13 protein-coding genes are annotated in these 15,660 nt (G+C 64.9%); 7 read left to right on the top strand and 6 right to left on the bottom strand.

All coding sequences use genetic code 11. The features are described from left to right. The first annotated feature begins 399 nt into the window (after positions 1 to 399). From ASG63_RS17830 to ASG63_RS17820, 3 genes are all read left to right on the top strand, one after another. A complete protein-coding gene (locus tag ASG63_RS17830) occupies positions 400 to 1,884 on the top strand; it encodes a DUF882 domain-containing protein (protein ID WP_082559365.1) in 1,485 nt (494 codons plus the stop codon). A gap of 962 nt (positions 1,885 to 2,846) precedes the next feature. Then, positions 2,847 to 4,019, top strand: a complete 1,173-nt coding sequence (locus tag ASG63_RS17825; protein WP_056219555.1) for a hypothetical protein — start codon at positions 2,847 to 2,849, stop codon at positions 4,017 to 4,019. Positions 4,020 to 4,088: 69 nt separating this feature from the next. Further along, positions 4,089 to 4,322, top strand: coding sequence for a hypothetical protein (locus ASG63_RS17820; RefSeq protein WP_056219325.1), 234 nt, complete (start codon positions 4,089 to 4,091; stop codon positions 4,320 to 4,322). A 98-nt stretch (positions 4,323 to 4,420) separates the two neighbouring features. Here ASG63_RS17820 and ASG63_RS17815 read toward each other — a convergent pair whose 3' ends face one another. The 5 genes from ASG63_RS17815 to ASG63_RS17795 form a co-directional block, all read right to left on the bottom strand. Continuing rightward, positions 4,421 to 4,894 (bottom strand): MucR family transcriptional regulator, encoded by a 474-nt coding sequence (locus ASG63_RS17815; protein ID WP_056219319.1) that lies wholly within the window; start codon positions 4,892 to 4,894, stop codon positions 4,421 to 4,423. A gap of 322 nt (positions 4,895 to 5,216) precedes the next feature. Next, on the bottom strand, positions 5,217 to 6,500 hold the full coding sequence (locus tag ASG63_RS17810; protein WP_244479553.1) for an NTP/NDP exchange transporter: 1,284 nt from the start codon (positions 6,498 to 6,500) through the stop codon (positions 5,217 to 5,219). 80 nt (positions 6,501 to 6,580) lie between these two features. Next, positions 6,581 to 7,315: an NADPH-dependent F420 reductase gene (locus ASG63_RS17805; protein ID WP_056219313.1), complete on the bottom strand. Its 735-nt coding sequence runs from the start codon at positions 7,313 to 7,315 to the stop codon at positions 6,581 to 6,583. Further along, a complete protein-coding gene (locus tag ASG63_RS17800) occupies positions 7,305 to 8,234 on the bottom strand; it encodes an aldo/keto reductase (protein WP_056219310.1) in 930 nt (309 codons plus the stop codon). The genes ASG63_RS17805 and ASG63_RS17800 overlap by 11 nt, the downstream gene beginning before the upstream one ends. A 157-nt stretch (positions 8,235 to 8,391) precedes the next feature. After that, positions 8,392 to 10,293, bottom strand: coding sequence for a sigma 54-interacting transcriptional regulator (locus tag ASG63_RS17795; protein WP_056219306.1), 1,902 nt, complete (start codon positions 10,291 to 10,293; stop codon positions 8,392 to 8,394). A gap of 174 nt (positions 10,294 to 10,467) precedes the next feature. On the opposite strand from ASG63_RS17795, the gene ASG63_RS17790 reads away from it, so the two are divergent. From ASG63_RS17790 to cynS, 4 genes are read left to right on the top strand one after another with little or no spacing between them, the layout of a single operon-like run. Beyond that, positions 10,468 to 11,829, top strand: coding sequence for a CmpA/NrtA family ABC transporter substrate-binding protein (locus ASG63_RS17790; protein WP_056219303.1), 1,362 nt, complete (start codon positions 10,468 to 10,470; stop codon positions 11,827 to 11,829). 3 nt (positions 11,830 to 11,832) lie between these two features. Next, complete coding sequence (ntrB, locus tag ASG63_RS17785; RefSeq protein WP_056219300.1) at positions 11,833 to 12,672, top strand: nitrate ABC transporter permease; 840 nt, start codon at positions 11,833 to 11,835, stop codon at positions 12,670 to 12,672. Between the two features lie 5 nt (positions 12,673 to 12,677). Then, on the top strand, positions 12,678 to 13,658 hold the full coding sequence (locus ASG63_RS17780) for an ABC transporter ATP-binding protein (RefSeq protein WP_056219295.1): 981 nt from the start codon (positions 12,678 to 12,680) through the stop codon (positions 13,656 to 13,658). Positions 13,659 to 13,693: 35 nt separating this feature from the next. Beyond that, the gene (cynS, locus tag ASG63_RS17775) at positions 13,694 to 14,182 is read left to right on the top strand and encodes a cyanase (RefSeq protein ID WP_056219292.1); all 489 of its coding nucleotides are present in this window, start codon (positions 13,694 to 13,696) and stop codon (positions 14,180 to 14,182) included. Between the two features lie 357 nt (positions 14,183 to 14,539). On the opposite strand, the gene ASG63_RS17770 is transcribed toward cynS, so the two are convergent. Further along, positions 14,540 to 15,649: an aldo/keto reductase gene (locus tag ASG63_RS17770; RefSeq protein WP_056219290.1), complete on the bottom strand. Its 1,110-nt coding sequence runs from the start codon at positions 15,647 to 15,649 to the stop codon at positions 14,540 to 14,542. Positions 15,650 to 15,660 lie beyond the last annotated feature (11 nt).

Below are 15,660 nucleotides of genomic sequence, written 5' to 3'. Positions count from 1 at the left end.
CCTCCCCTAGCGAACCAAGGGGGCGAAGCGGCGAACCCTCCGTGACGATCTCGACACATCGGCGCGCGGCCGTCGCATCGATCAGCCTTTCGTCGACGTGCCTGCCCAAATCGCGTTCGCCGCACCTAGGCTTTGGTACACCGTGGACACAGACGGGGGTGGAGGAATCGCTTCGTGCAGCGGGAGCGCCTACCTCTGCCCCAGATGAGTTAGGAACAAAATCTGCCCTGTGCGCCTGCGCACACCCTGGCACGATTTCGCCACGGTTCAGACTTAGCCGTTGCACATCGAGCGGCGAAGTGTCGAGGACCCGGTAAACCGGACATTTACGGTTTTCGGCAACCTTGCGTTCACCATGATCCGTGCCCCGCGCGCGAATGGGAAGAGGGTGAGACCACGGTGGGTAAGCTTCTGCGGAACGGCCGGACGACCCATCGCCCCGGCTCTTGGAAGCGGGCCGGACGTCTGACCGTCTTCGGTGCCAGTTTCGGTCTAGCTCTGGCGGGTGGAACCCGCGGCACCCAGGACGCCGTCGCCAACGGTGATACGCGGACTCTTTCGATTTATCACACCCATACCAAGGAAAGCCTGACGGTCACCTTCAAGCGCGACGGACGTTACGACAGGGCGGCTCTGGAGCAATTGAATTGGCTCTTGCGCGACTGGCGATCCGATGAGCCGATCAAAATGGACCCTCGCCTGTTCGACACGGTCTGGGAAGCCTACCGGTCGGTGGGTTCGCAGGAACCGATCAACGTCGTCTCTGCCTATCGCTCGCCCGGCACCAACGCGATGCTGCGCCGGCGATCCAAGATGGTCGCCGAGTACAGTCAGCACATGCTCGGCAAGGCGATGGATTTCTACCTGCCGGATGTGTCGATCGACCAAATCCGGGCCATCGGCATGCGAATGCAGAGGGGCGGCGTCGGTTGGTATCCCCGCTCCGGCTCCCCCTTCGTGCACCTCGACGTTGGCTCGGTCCGCTCATGGCCGCGTATGACGCACGATCAGTTGGCCCGTTTATTTCCGGATGGAAAGACCGTTCACCTGCCCTCGGACAATCGCCCCCTGCCCGGCTACGAAATGGCCCGTTCCGAAATCCTCTCGCGCGGCGGAACCGTTCTTGGGGTCACCGAGGTGGCGCAAATGGACGAGGACGACGGGCCGAGCATCAAGGGGTTCTTTGCCAGCCTCTTCGGCGGCGGCCGCGCGCAAGATACCGCACCGCCCGTGCAGGCAGCGACGAAAGCGTCGGAGCGAGCCCGCGCGAGGACGGCAGCCGTGGTGGTCGCCAGCGCCGATCCCGAGGACCCGGTCGGTGCGCGCACGGCGCTCGCCTACGCGGCACCCGCCGCGGATGAGGCCCTCAAAAGCAATTTCCTTCGTCGCGACGGCCGTGACGCCCAGAGCCTCCTGACCAGCGAAACGCCCACAACTGCAACGTCAGCCTCGGATACGGTCGCTTCTGTGGCCCTGCCGCTGCCGCCCCGTCGTCCGGCGGAATTTGCAGCGGTGACCGCCGCCCTGACGATGCCTCTACCGCCCCCACGGCCCGTCGTACACCTTGCCGGCCTCGGCAATGCCGGCATGGCCAATCTCTCCCCGTCGATACCCCCCCGTGCAGCCCTCGTGCCAGCCAATGCCGATCCGCGAACGCAGCTCAATGCTCTCTTCGTGGCGGCTGCCGCGAATGTCGAGCCCGCGAGTCGGATGGCGCCGGTGAGGCTTGCCAACGCGAAGGCAAAGCTCGACGGAGCGCCGACCGCGATTGTCTTGCCGCAAGTCGGCGTCGCCACCCGCTTCTCGGCCCGAAGCCCAGGCGACGACCTCGCGGCCTCGCGATTTACTGGCTCGGCCACACGCGTCGTACCCGGCACACGCTGATCGCAACGCGCTCACTTGCCTGTAACGCGACAGATTAACTTTGCATCCCGCTTGAGGTCGGAGGAACCGTCGAAGTTCCTCGGACGCGAGCGCACGAACCGGTAGGTCGCGACCCGGCGGAGTGAGGCTCGGGACTGACCGTGGAGGTCGTCCATCAGAAGCGCGACGGGCGTTCGCATTACGAGAACCGAGAGGGTAGTTCGCTGCCACGGACCACCTCGTCCGCCCATGAAATATCTGCCCCGAACACAACGTGTGGCTTGCCCAGCATTTTCCTTGCCGACACCAAATTTTTAAAACGGCCCACCAATCGGAAGCATCGCGACAGACGATCAACCGAACAAATCTTCACCGAACAGCCTGGAGGTAAGTTAAGTTATCATCGAACCCATAGTCCAAAATGAAAGGTGAAACTGATGTCAGTCTATCAAACTGATTAATCTGAGCGCTTTTATAGGACGATGTTCAAACGCGTAATTTGTAAAAAGATGTTTTTCAAAGACTGGCAGAGCACTTTGCAATTATGAACTTGAATTTCGAGGGGAATCCGGCTTTCGCGAAGATTTTTATTGTGTGCGAAAGCCTCGCCGATCCGCCAAATGGGGTATGCCATTCCGAATTCATTTCAAAGACAAGGAGGTGTCTGCGGCGTTGGAAGGATCAGGCAACCTTTCGATGAGGACCGCAATAGCTCAAACACCCAAGGAAGGCGGTTCTTGATGTTGAAGGTAAGTGCAAGTTTCCTGCTGGCAGGTATTGCTCTGGCCGCCGCTGCCCAGGCCTCGCCGCGGCGTCGGAGTGCCTTGGAATGGGCTGGCGGTACGCTGCTCATTGCAGGCCTTGGTCTTCTCGGCGCAGGACTCCGTTTGTTTCGATAACGTGCCGGCCGGCGGGCCCGGTAAGCCGATCGCTCCGGTATGTACCGAACGGGACTCCCGATCCGGCTGCCCTATGTGCAGGACATGACACGCATTCACGTCCGCACGCTCGGGATGGCACTCCTGATCGCCCTTAGCCCGATACGCGCTTTGGCCTCGGGAGACGCACCGGCCTTCCTGCTTGTCGGCCTCGATGGCAAAACGTTCTTCACGCTGGATGGCAGCCGCAACGGACCGAACGGGAGTGATGCCGTTGGGATCATCGACGCCAGTGATGAGGCACATCCTCGCTTGGTCCATACCCTAACTCTCGACAACTCGGTGTACGGACCGCCGACGAACCTGCGGGTCACGCCGGACGGGCGTCTCGGTTTGGTCGCAAGTTCGGTGCTGATGCACCATGACGGTACCGCTTGGTACGCTCACGCGGACAATCGCCTGCATGTCATCGATCTGACCGCGACGCCACCGCGCCTCATTGAGACAGTCGAGGTTGGACAGCAACCCTCCGGTATCAGCATTTCGAGGACCGGCGATCTCGCGCTCATCGCCAATCGCGAGGGACGCAGCGTCACCGTGCTCTCAATCCTCGGCTCAAAGGTTCGGCCGGTCGCAACGATCGATGTGGGCGATGAAGCTGCGGCGGTCGCCTTCGCTGCGAATGGACGGCGCGCCTTCGTCGCAAAGAACAAAGCGGCGCGTATTGGCGTCCTGTCGATCAATGGCACTTCGGTGCGCTATGAGCCGGAGTACGATATGCCAGTTGGCGCAGGGGTCTACGGGCTCGATGTGACGCCCGACGGAACGCTCGCGCTCACTGGGAACACCGGACAGGAGCCAAGCGACGGGCACGCCGATACCATCAGTGTCATTCGCGCCGATGGTCTACGCCCGGTCGTCCTCGATCACCTGGGAATCGGCGACACGCCGGAAGCACTGGTGATCGCGCCGGACGGCCGACATGCCGCCGTCTCGATCGTCCGGGGGTCGAGCGCAGCACGTGGAAGCCCGGGCTATACGCCGACTGGCGCTGTCGCGTTGCTGACCCTCTCGTCACAGAGCGTGCAGATGACGTCCCAGGCGGAAGCGGGCGCCGTCACGCAGGGTGTCGCATTCAGTCCCTCCGGCGATTACGTTTATGTCTGTAATTACGTCGACCGGAACTTGGGCATCTACCGCATCTCGGGCGATACCCTGATCGATACGGGCAATCGCCTATCGCTTCCCGGCCAACCCGCGTCTCTGGCCGGACGATAGGATCGTCGATGCCGAGGGATGCACGCAAAACCTCACTTCAGCCGCTTCTCCCTCGCCCGAGACAAAGCCATGGCTGACGAACCGGCGCAGTCCGCTCGAAGCGTTCACTATGTGGGGTTTCGCGATGATCGCTATTGGAACGCGTACCGTCTCTTCGGCGGTCCCCGGATCATCCACCGGCGCTGGGACTTCTACGCCACGCGCGACGTCGGTCCCAACGATATCGTAATCTTCGCGCAAGGTGACGACACCCAGCCGATCACCGATCGGAACGCTACGGACCTCGATGAACGTTGGCTCTAGAACCCGTCGAATACCCAGCCACGGGGTTGATGCAACGACCGCCGAGGTCACGCGCCGTCAAGGGGGAGCGTAACCTCGACAAGGCGCGAGGCGGTGACTTAAGCAGCCTGTTTGCGGCCCTTGGTCTTCGGCGGGACCTCTTCGTCTTCGTTGCGGTTCGCAACCTGACCGAGGCCGATTGACTTCGCGAGTTCCGAACGCATGGCGGCGTAGGACGGGGCGACCATCGGGTAATCGGCCGGGAGGCCGTAACGCTGCCGGTAGCTGTGGGGATCAAGGCCGTGGCTGCTGAGGTGACGCTTCAGCGTCTTGTAGCTCTTGCCGTCGAGAAAGCTGATGATGCCGTCCGGCATCACGGATTTGCGGATCTGGGCGGGCGTCGGCTTTTCGGGCGCAACCTCCTCGGCGGTCTGGGCGGCACCGGTGACGAGGCCGTTGAGCGCGGCGTGCACATTGCGGATCAGATCCGGTAGATCGGTGGTCCGGACTGGATTGTTCGATACATACGCCGCGACGATGTCGGCGGCGAGATCGACGAAGTCGGTCGTTTGAATTTCGGTGCTTTCGGACATGCGTAATTTTCTTTTCCCTGTGCCCCCAAGGCAGCAGATCGCCCATTCGTAGACATTTATCAAGCGCCCGAGGCCAAATTCGGCGATGAACATGCCTGACATGCGCATCACAGATAAGAGATGTCCACAACAGAGACGCTGCATGCGGAAGCGTACTCGCGATTATTGCTTGTGTGCTCGGCCACGTCCGCCGGCACAACCATCGGGCCGCGGTGGATAGGTCGAGCGTTGTCCATACTGCTCGATCCGATGTGGAATCGCAGCGATTTCCGGTTTGTCGCGTGACGCCGCCACGCCCAGAACTCCTTGGCATCGGGGCTTGCTACCGGCCGGTTGCGGTCTGATCCTGCACGATGCTGTCCTGACGCGCCTGACGCTCCCCTTGCCGACGCCCGAGCCAGAGACTGTTCAGAAGCCATGCCACGGACAGCGGGACCGCCGTCACGGCGACAGCGGTCGAACCGAGCCCCAGAGCGGCGATCCCGGCGAATGACCAGGCCCCGACCTGATCACCGACGCGATACACCACCGTGTCGATGAAGTTCTTCGCCTTATAGCGATCCTCTCGCGGTACGACCGTGAACAGCACCTCACGGATAGGCCGTGCAATGGCGAAGTTTCCGGCGCGTCGCAGAACCTGGAAGAGCACAATGGCGGTGATCGTCGGCGAAACGGCCAGGACCGCGAAACCCAGGATGCTGGCCGCTGGCAGGACGGCCAGGGCCGGCCCCACACCGATCCGGCGCACGATCCGTCCGGTCAGGAAGAATTGCACGCCAAGAGTGAGCGCGTTCACCAGCAGATCCACGCTTGCGAAGAAGGCCGTCTGCGCACCTCGATCGGGAAAGCTGCGCTTCGCGATGCCGGCTTGTTCGAAATACAGGAACGTCGATGTGGTCGAGAACAGCAACAGGAACAGACTGATATTCAGAAGGTAGGGTGACCGGAGCGTCCGCGTGATACCCGCGAAGGCGCTGCCACCGATGGCCTCGGCGGCCGGTGCATCACCGGCGGTTGGTGCCTGACGCAGGCGGTCCGACAAACGGGCGAGTCCGCGCATGCTGAAGACCGCCGCCTCGAGAAGGACTGCCGCGCCGGTCAGGAGGGCCCAGGTCGGCACGTCGCGAGCGAGGATGGCGGTGGTCGCCGAGCCCGCGATGGCCCCGAGGGTCGCCCCGGCTGCGATGAAACCGAACAGCCGCTTACCCTGCTCCGTCGAGAAGACATCGACGATGGTAGCCCAAAAGACCGAGACGACGAACAGGTTGAAGATCGACAACCATATGAAGAACGCACGGCCGATCCAGATATTCCCTTCCGGACCCGCGAGGTACAGAGTAGCGGCGAAGACGAGAATGTTGGCCGCGAAGAACCGATAGGTGAGCGGTACGAACCGCGCCCGCGGCAGCGTTTTCACGAGCCAGGCGAAGGGCAGGTTAAGAGCCAGCATCCCCACCAAAGTGCCCGTGAAGAGCCAGGGCAGATTCTCGATGCCGCCCGCCAAGCCCATCTGATCGCGGATGGGACGGAGCACATAATAGGCCGCCAGGATCGAGAAGATGTACGCCCACGACCAGGCAAGTGCCGGTGCCTCGCCCGGCCGCATATCGACGAGGCGCCCAAGCCAAGCAGCGGCCTGCTGACCCGCCGGCACTTTGGGTGATGCGCCGGCGGACGTTTCACCACTCAAGGTGTGACACCCAGGCGCGTGCGCAGGTCCGGAGCGGTAAGTTCGAGCCCGAAGCCGGGCGAGCCCATGGCGAAGCTGTCCGCCGTCCTGAGAGGTCCGACGACCACCGGATCGAAGCCCGCATCGGTGACGAGCTTCGTCACTTCCGCGACGGACTGAGGGTCGTCACCTGCGAGGGGGATCGCCATCCGGCCCCCTTCGCGGTGAGCGTTCTTGGCGAACACCTTGTAATTCGCCGCGTTGAAGGCACGAACGATGTGGGCGCCAATCAGGTACTTGGCCGAAACGGCTGCGATGCCGCTCGCCTGGACCTCGCCGTAGACCTCGCCGTCGCGGGCTTGGGTGGCGTTACCGGCATCGATGACGATCTTGCCCTTCAGGGCGGCACCGTGATCCTGCGCGATCTGTGGATACGCCTTATAGGGAACCGCCACCAGCACGACGTCGCCGAAGGCGATCGCTTCGGCCGGAGTCCCGGCGCGGGCCTTGGGTCCCAGCCCGTCGACGAGGCCCTTCAGGTCTTCTGGGTGCCGGGACGACAGCATTACCGGATGGCCGGCCCTAGCCCACAGGCCGCCGAGTGTGCCGCCGATATTGCCGGCACCGATGATCCCGATGCGCATCGGCTCCGATTCGGTCTGCGCCCAGGCGGAGCCGACTAGAGCGAAGGCGACGGCAGCGCCGGAGACGTGCGCGAGGATCGAGCGGCGTTTCACGAACTCAAAGTGCATCGACGAGGGCCTCCATGCGGGTGCGTTGCGCGGCATCGGGCAGACGGCCCCGTGCGGCGCCGAGGTTGTCCTCGACATAGGCCACCTTGGCCATGCCGGGGATCGGGCAAGTCACCGCTTGGTGCGCGAGGACGTATTTCAGGAAGAATTGGGGCCAACTCGCGCAGTCGAACTCCGCAGCCCAGGGTGGCAGCGCGCGCCCTTGCACGGCCTTGAACAGGCGATCGCGCCCGAAGGGAACGTTGACCATCACGGCGGTCCCGCGCTCCTTTGCCAGGGGCAGGATGCGCGCGGCAGCGCTGCGATCGTCGAGGGCGTAGTTCACCTGGATGAAGTCCAGGGTCTCGCGCGTCATCAGCGCTTCGAGATCCGCAAGCTGACTGTCGCGCCAGACCGTTGCGCCGAGATACCGGATCTCCCCCTGCGCCTTCAGATCGCGAAGGGTCGCGAGATTTGCATCCGGATCGATGAGGTTGTGGACCGCGATGAGGTCGATCACCGATGTCTTCATGCGCTGGAAGGATCGCGCGATCTCCGCCGCGCCGGCCTCCCGGCCCGGCGTCCCGACCTTGCTGCACAGGAACACCTTCTCTCGCAGGCCATCCTGGCTGAGGATCAGTCCAAGCACGTCCTCGGCGGTGCCGTAGCTCGGCGCGGTATCGATGACCGTTCCACCGAGCGCAACGAACCGCTGGACCGCCTCGCGCAACGGCGCGATCTTCTCCGGCGTCGGTTCGACCTCGTAGCGACGCGACGTACCGATGCCGATCACCGGCAGGGTTTCGCCGGATGAAGGAATTGGGCGGCGGAGTAATCCGGAGAATTGCGCCGTCTCGGCCATCGCCCTGCGCTTCAGCGGACCTGCCGACAGAGGCAGAAGAGCGGCGCCGGCGATGACGGCGCGTCGATTGGGATGCATCGGGGCACGAACTCCAGCGAGGCGAGCGTCCGGACCATCTAGGGCCCGGTGCCGGACTTCGACATATCCACTGGCGCACGGATCGTGCCTGCGACGGCCGGTGGCGAAGGACGGCGTATCCGTCACGGGCCGGAGCAGCGGGCGATGCAGGGCGGCGTCAACGTCGCGCACGGAAGGTCCGTGCATCGACCTCCAGCGCCTTCATCCGCGAGGCCAGGGTGGTCGGCCGCAGGCCGAGCAGTTCGGCGGCGCCCCCCGGGCCGAAAACCTTGCCGCCGGCCAGGGTCAGGGCTCCCTCGATCTCGGAGCGGTCGCGGGCGCGCCGCTCAAGCTCCGTCAACGGGTTCAGGATCGGCAAGGCCATGGCGACGGCGTCACGGCCGCGCGGCGGTAAATCGACTTCCGGCAAGTCGAGATGGAGCCGCCCACGCACCGCGAGGATCGCCCCCCGCTCGATCACGTTCTCCAGTTCGCGGACGTTTCCCGGCCACGGATAGCGGCTGAGGCGGCGCGCGTCGCCTTCCGTGAGCCGCGGCTCGGCGATGTTGAGCCGCCGCGCCGCGCCCTTGAGGAAGTGCTGGGCGATCAACGGAATGTCCTCGGGCCGCTCGCGCAAGGGACTCGCGGCGATCGGAAAAACGTTGAGGCGAAAATACAGGTCCTCGCGGAAGCGACCGCGCCGCACCTCCTCCCGCAGGTCGCGATTGGTGGCCGCGATCAGCCGGACGTCGACCGCGCGGGTGCGCTCCTCTCCCACCCGCTCGAAGGAGCGCTCCTGCAGCACCCGCAGCAGCTTGCCCTGGAGGTCCAGGGGAATTTCACCGACCTCGTCGAGGAACAGCGTGCCGCCATCGGCGAGTTCGAAGCGCCCGACCCGGTCGCGGACGGCCCCGGTGAAGGCGCCCTTCGCGTGGCCGAAGAACTCGCTTTCGAACAGCTCTCGGGGCACGGCGGCGCAGTTCACCCGGATCAGGGGGCGATCGGAGCGGCGGCTGGCCTCGTGAATCGCTCGCGCGATCAGCTCCTTGCCGGTGCCGGATTCACCAGTGACCAGCACGGTCGCGTCGGTGCCCGCGACCACGTCGATCTGGCGAAGGGTCGCTTCGATGGCGGGTGAGCGGCCGATAATGCCCTGGTGATGGCTTTCGAGGCGGATTTCCTCCTTGAGGTAGGCGTTCTCGAGCTCCAGGCGCTCGCGCAGGGAATCGACCTCGGCGAGCGCCTGACGCAGCCGCTCGTCGGCCTCGCGCCGGGGGCCGACGTCGCGGAAGACGATGACGGCGCCGAGGAGCTGGCCTCGGTCGCGGATCGGCGTCGATGTGTATTCCACGGGGAACGCGCGTCCGTCACGCCGCCAGAACACCTCGGTGTCGACCTGATGCACGACACCGTCGCGAAACGCTGCGTAGATCGGGCAATCGTGATGGTGATAGTGCGCCCCGTCCGGATGCGTGTGATGCACCGTGGCGTGCATGTCCCGCCCGACGAGGTCGGCGGCGGTCCAGCCCAGCATGCGCTCGGCGGCTGGGTTGACGAAGGTCGTCACCCCCTCCGCGTTGACGCCGTAGATGCCCTCCCCGGCCGCCCGCAGGATGAGCTGGTTCTCGCGTTCGAGATCACGGAAGACCCGCTCCATCCGCTGCCACTCGGAGAGGCCGGCCCGCATATGGGCATCGGCCTGCGCATCCACCTGGCGCCGACGGCGCGCATCGAGGTCGGCCAGGGTCACCAGCATCAGCGGTGGGTGGCTGAGCAGGACTGAACCGGCATATTCGAGGCGCAGGGCCTTGTCCGCACCATGCCGCGGCGTCAGGGCGTCGGTCCACCAATGGCCCTTGGCCTGGACCGCCTGCGTGAACACGATGAGTGTCGGGAGCTGGCCCGGATGCAGGACGCTCGCCGGCAAGCCGCGCAGCACGGTGTCTGGATATCCGAGCAGATCGGCGGCCGCCGGGTTGGCATCCACGACGCAATCCCGATCCGGGTCGAGGATCAGCATCGCCTCGCGGCTTTCGCGAAACGCGATGCCGAGATCGAGCGGAGCGGGCGGAATCGTCATCTGCCCTTATGTTGTTACGAGATCTCGTTGCGCAACCACGATCTTTCGTGAACCACGAGATTTCGTGTTCAGGCCCTGCGAGGTCAAGCATCTGCTTTCACTTAACAAACAGTCGTTTTCGATCCTGGCATGGGGGTTGCTCATAAGTGTGCAGTTTTCAGTGGCGAGGCGACCATGGCCCTGTTCGACAATCCCTTCGATGCCGCCCGACGCCTTGGCCGAGGCGGCTGCTCCTGCGGCGCTCACCGTTCGCAGGGTGAACACGATGCGGCCCAGCCGACCGGCGACGCGGCCCTGCAGCGGGTGGTCGACGGGACGGTGATGCGGGCGCTGTTTCCCCACGATGCGGAGCGGCGGGCGTTCCTGCGCAGCGTCGGAGCCGCGACAGCCTTGGCGGCCGTCAGCCAGTTCCTGCCCACCCGCCTGATCGCCGAGGCCTTTGCCGAGGGCGCCAAGCCCGAAAAGACAGATTTGAAGATCGGCTTCATCCCGATCACCTGCGCCACGCCGATCATCATGGCGAAACCCATGGGCTTCTACGAGAAGCAGGGCCTGAACGTCGACGTGGTGAAGACGGCCGGCTGGGCGGTGATCCGCGACAAGACCCTGAACCGCGAATACGACGCCGCCCACATGCTGGCGCCGATGCCGATCGCGATCTCGCTGGGCGTCGGTTCGAACCCGCAACCCTACACGATGCCGGCGGTGGAGAACGTGAACGGCCAGGCGATCACGCTCGCCATGAAGCACAAGGACCGGCGCGACCCGAAGGACTGGAAGGGCTTCAAGCTCGCGGTGCCGTTCGACTATTCGATGCACAACTACCTGCTGCGCTACTACCTCGCGGAGGCCGGCATCGATCCCGACGCGGACGTGCAGATCCGCGCCGTGCCGCCGCCCGACATGGTCGCGAACCTGCGGGCCGACAACATCGACGGGTTCCTGGCCCCGGATCCCGTGAACCAGCGCGCGGTCTATGACGGCGTCGGCTTCATCCACATCCTGTCGAAGGAGATCTGGGACCGGCACCCCTGCTGCGCCTTCGCCGCCTCGCAGGACTTCATCACCCAGACGCCCAACACCTACGCAGCCCTGCTGCGGGCCATCATCGAGGCCACCACCTACGCCTCCAAGCCGGAAAATCGGAAGGAGATCGCCGCCCAGATCGCCCCGGCGAATTACCTGAACCAGCCCGTCACGGTGGTGGAGCAGGTTCTCACCGGCACCTTCGCGGACGGCCTCGGCAACGTGCGCAAGGTGCCCGACCGCGTCGATTTCGATGCCTTCCCGTGGCAGTCCTTCGCCGTCTGGATCCTGACGCAGATGCAGCGCTGGGGTCAGATCAAGGGCGATGTCGACTACGCGGCGGTAGCCGCCAAGGTCTATCTCGCCACCGATGCCGCCCGGCTGATGAAGCAGAACGGGCTTACCCCGCCCGAGACCACCAGCAAGACCTTCGCGGTCATGGGCAAGACCTTCGATCCGGCCAAGCCGAAGGAATATCTCGCGTCCTTCAAGATCAAGCGGGCGGGTTGAGCCATGGCCACCAGCCTGTCCCTCCGCGCCGGCCTCGTCTCGCTGGGCCTGCTGCTGGCGTTCCTGCTCACATGGCAGATCGCGGTCAGCGGCACGGGCAAAACCGAGGCGATGGACCCGGAATACGCCGCCCTGATGGGCGCCAGCGCCACCACCGGCAAGTCGGCGATGCCGGGGCCCCTCGATGTCGGGGCGACGATGTGGAAGCACCTCAAGGACCCATTCTACGACCGGGGGCCGAATGACAAGGGGCTGGGCATCCAGCTCGCCTACTCGATCGGCCGTGTAGCGCTGGGCTACGGGCTCGCCGTGATCGTGGCGATCCCGATCGGCTTCCTCATCGGCATGTCGCCCCTGATGGGCCGGGCCCTCGATCCCTTCATCCAGCTCCTGAAGCCGGTTTCGCCTTTGGCCTGGATGCCGCTCGCCCTCTACACGATCAAGGATTCCGGGCTCTCGGCGATCTTCGTGATCTTCATCTGCTCGCTCTGGCCCATGCTGATCAACACCGCCTTCGGCGTCGCCGGGACCCGCCGGGAATGGCTGAACGTCGCCCGCACCCTTGAGGTCGGACCCTTCCGCCGGGCGGTCACGGTGATCCTCCCGGCAGCCGCCCCCACCATCCTCACCGGCATGCGCATCTCCATCGGCATTGCTTGGCTCGTCATCGTGGCGGCCGAGATGCTCGTGGGCGGCACCGGCATCGGCTACTTCGTCTGGAACGAGTGGAACAACCTCTCGATCACCAACGTGATCACCTCGATCCTGGTGATCGGCCTCGTCGGCATGATCCTCGACCAGTTGCTGGCGCAGGCACAACGCCTCGTCACCTTCCCGGAGTGAGCGCCATGACCGCCCTCCTCCCGTTCCGCTCCAAATCCTCGGACAAGACCGGAGACGCCCGCATGTCGTCCCAGACCATGCCGTCCTTGGAAAAATTCATCTCGATCGAGGGCATCGCCCGGCGCTATCCGGCGCCGGGCGGCAAGAGCACCACCGTGTTCGAGAACCTGTGGCTGCCCATGCGCCGGGGCGAGTTCGTCTGCATGATCGGCCATTCCGGCTGCGGCAAGACCACGGTCCTGAACATCCTGGCCGGGCTGGAGGCGCCGAGCGAGGGCGTCGTCATCGCCGACGGGCAGGCCATCGAGAGCACCAGCCTCGATCGGGCAGTGATCTTCCAGGGCCATGCGCTCCTGCCCTGGCGCACGGTGCTGGGCAATGTCGCCTACGCGGTCGCGTCGCGCTGGCGCCAGGCGCCCCGGGCCGAGGTCGAGGCCAGGGCCCGCAAGGCCATCTCGACGGTGGGGCTCGCCGGGTCCGAGCACAAGCGGCCGTCGGAACTGTCGGGGGGGATGAAGCAGCGGGTCGGCATCGCGCGCGCTTTGGCCATCGAGCCGAAGATCCTGCTCATGGACGAGCCCTTCTCGGCCCTCGACGCGCTCACCCGGGGCACGTTGCAGGACGAGGTCCGGCGGATCTGCGTCGAGACCGGACAGACCGTGTTCATGATCACCCACGACGTCGACGAGTCGATCTACTTGGCCGACCGCATCGTGCTGATGACCAACGGCCCCCAGGCCAAGGTGGCGGAGATCGTCGAGAATCCGCTGCCGAAGGTCCGCGACCGCACGCAGTTGCATCATGCGCCCGGCTACTACGCGCTGCGCAATCACCTGATGGACTTCCTCGTTAGCCGCTCGAAGACGCTCCGGGACGCGATGCCGGCCGGTTACGACCAGCGCCACCCGCCCGTGATCCGCCCGAGCCTCAGCGAGGCCGATGCCACCGCCCTTTCGGCGGACGCGCCCCCCGCCCGGCGCGCCTGACCTTCCCTCACCCACTCGCCACGGAGACCCAAGCCATGAAGCGCGAAGACCTCACCGAGAAGCTGCTCGACATCAAGCGCGAGAAGGGCTGGACCTGGAAGTACATCCAGGATGAGATCGGCGGCATCTCGCCGATCCTCATCACCGCCGCCTGTATGGGCCAGATGAAGCTGCCTAAGGCCCAGGCCGCCAAGGCCGCTGCCTTGTTCGGCCTCAGCCAGTCAGAGGAGCGCATGCTGAACGAGGCGCCGTTCCGCGGCTCGATCGCGCAGATGCCGCCCACGGACCCGCTGATCTACCGCTTCTACGAGCTGGTGATGGTCTACGGCACCACCTGGAAGGAACTGATCCAGGAAGAGTTCGGCGACGGCATCATGTCGGCGATCGATTTCAACATGACCATGGAACGTGAGCCCAACAACAAGGGCGACCGGGTCAAGATGAATCTCTCGGGCAAGTTCCTGCCGTACAAGTACTACGGCAACGAGGAAGGGGTCCCGGATTACGGCTTCAAGGAAGGCTGATTGGAGCGAGGCCGCTCGGCCTGCGCGTGAGCGGCCTCGACGCATCGTTCTGTACTTCGGCTTTCATCAGGTCATCGCGGATCCCCGTGGGGCGTGACGGCACGGCCATCCGTGAAAGGCAGACGATTGCGAGCCTGACAGCTTCGGCATTCCGGGGCGCCGCAGGCGAGCTCGGACCCGAAGGGGCGCGGCCGGAGGCGTGCTTTCTAGAACCGCCGACGCGTGGAAGGTCTGCACCTCCTGCGTGTCTGGATCCCGGGCTCCGCTGCGCGGACCCGGGATGACGTGGTTCTGTGTGCGACCTCGCTGGAAGTCTCGGACCGGGACGGTCCCACAACGCCCGGGTGCCGTCCGGTCTCATTCCATCGTGGGCGCGAGCTTCTTGACGCTTTCCACGTCCTCGCCGAGCCAGGCCGCGTTCTTGGCCGTGCCGTCGAAGGTGGCGGAAGTCTTGAACAGCTCGTACTTGCCCTGGAGCGCGTAGGGCTTGCTGCGCTCCAGAAGCTCGGCGACGGTCGCCTTGTCCATGGGCTTGAAGGTCTTCACCGCCTCGAAGGCCTGGACGAGGTCGCGCTGGCTCTCGATGCCGGTGATCACCACGGTGGTCGGTAGGTTCAGGGAGAAGTGCAGGTATTCCAGCGGCTTGATCGGCGCGTCGCTCTTCAGGATGACGCCGTCGCCGAAGGTTTTCATGCCGAGGGCCGCAATTCCGTGCTGGACCAGGTAGGGCAGCACGAGATGCCCGAACGAGCGGAAATGCGCGTCCATCACGTTGAGCGGCATCTGCACGGAATCAAACTGGAATCCGCGCTCCTCGGCGACTTCGAGCATCTGAAGGTGGATGCGCGGGTCCTTGTGGCCGGTGAACCCGATGTAGCGCAGCTTGCCGGCCTTCTTGGCCTCCACGAAAGCCTCCATGGCGCCGCCCTCGGCGAAGACCCGGTCCGGATCGTCGAAGCGCAGGATCTCATGGTGCTGCACGAGGTCGATGCGATCGGTGCGCAGGCGCTTGAGGGATTCGTCGATCTGACGCATCGCCTCCTGCTTGGTGCGACCGTCCATCTTGGACATCAGGAAGACCTTGTCGCGGTAGCCGCCCTGCGAGAGGGCGACCCCCATGCGCAGTTCCGAACGGCCGCCGTTGTAGTCCCAGCAATTGTCCATGAACGTGATGCCGCGTTCGATGCCGGCATGGATGAGGCGGGTCGCCTCGTCGTCGGAGACCGCGTTCTTGCCGAGGTGGAAGCCGCCCATCCCGATCGCCGAGATCTTCTCGTTGTGGCGACCGAAGGACCGGTACAGCATCTCGCCCCGGCGCTCGCCCGGATCGATGAGCAGAGGCAAGTCGGCCGGGTCCTTCGGCCGGGTGTTGGGCAGGCCGGGGGCGGTCACGGCCGCGCTGGCGCTGCTGGTGGCGGCGAGTCCGGCGCCGGCTGCGGCGCCCTGGAGAAAGCTGCGGCGTTCCATGTCTGCTCTCC

The sequence above is a fragment of the Methylobacterium sp. Leaf94 genome, assembly GCF_001426045.1.
Lineage (GTDB): Bacteria > Pseudomonadota > Alphaproteobacteria > Rhizobiales > Beijerinckiaceae > Methylobacterium.
Note: the sequence above shows the minus strand (reverse complement) of the source record. Positions and strands in the feature narration are given on the sequence as shown.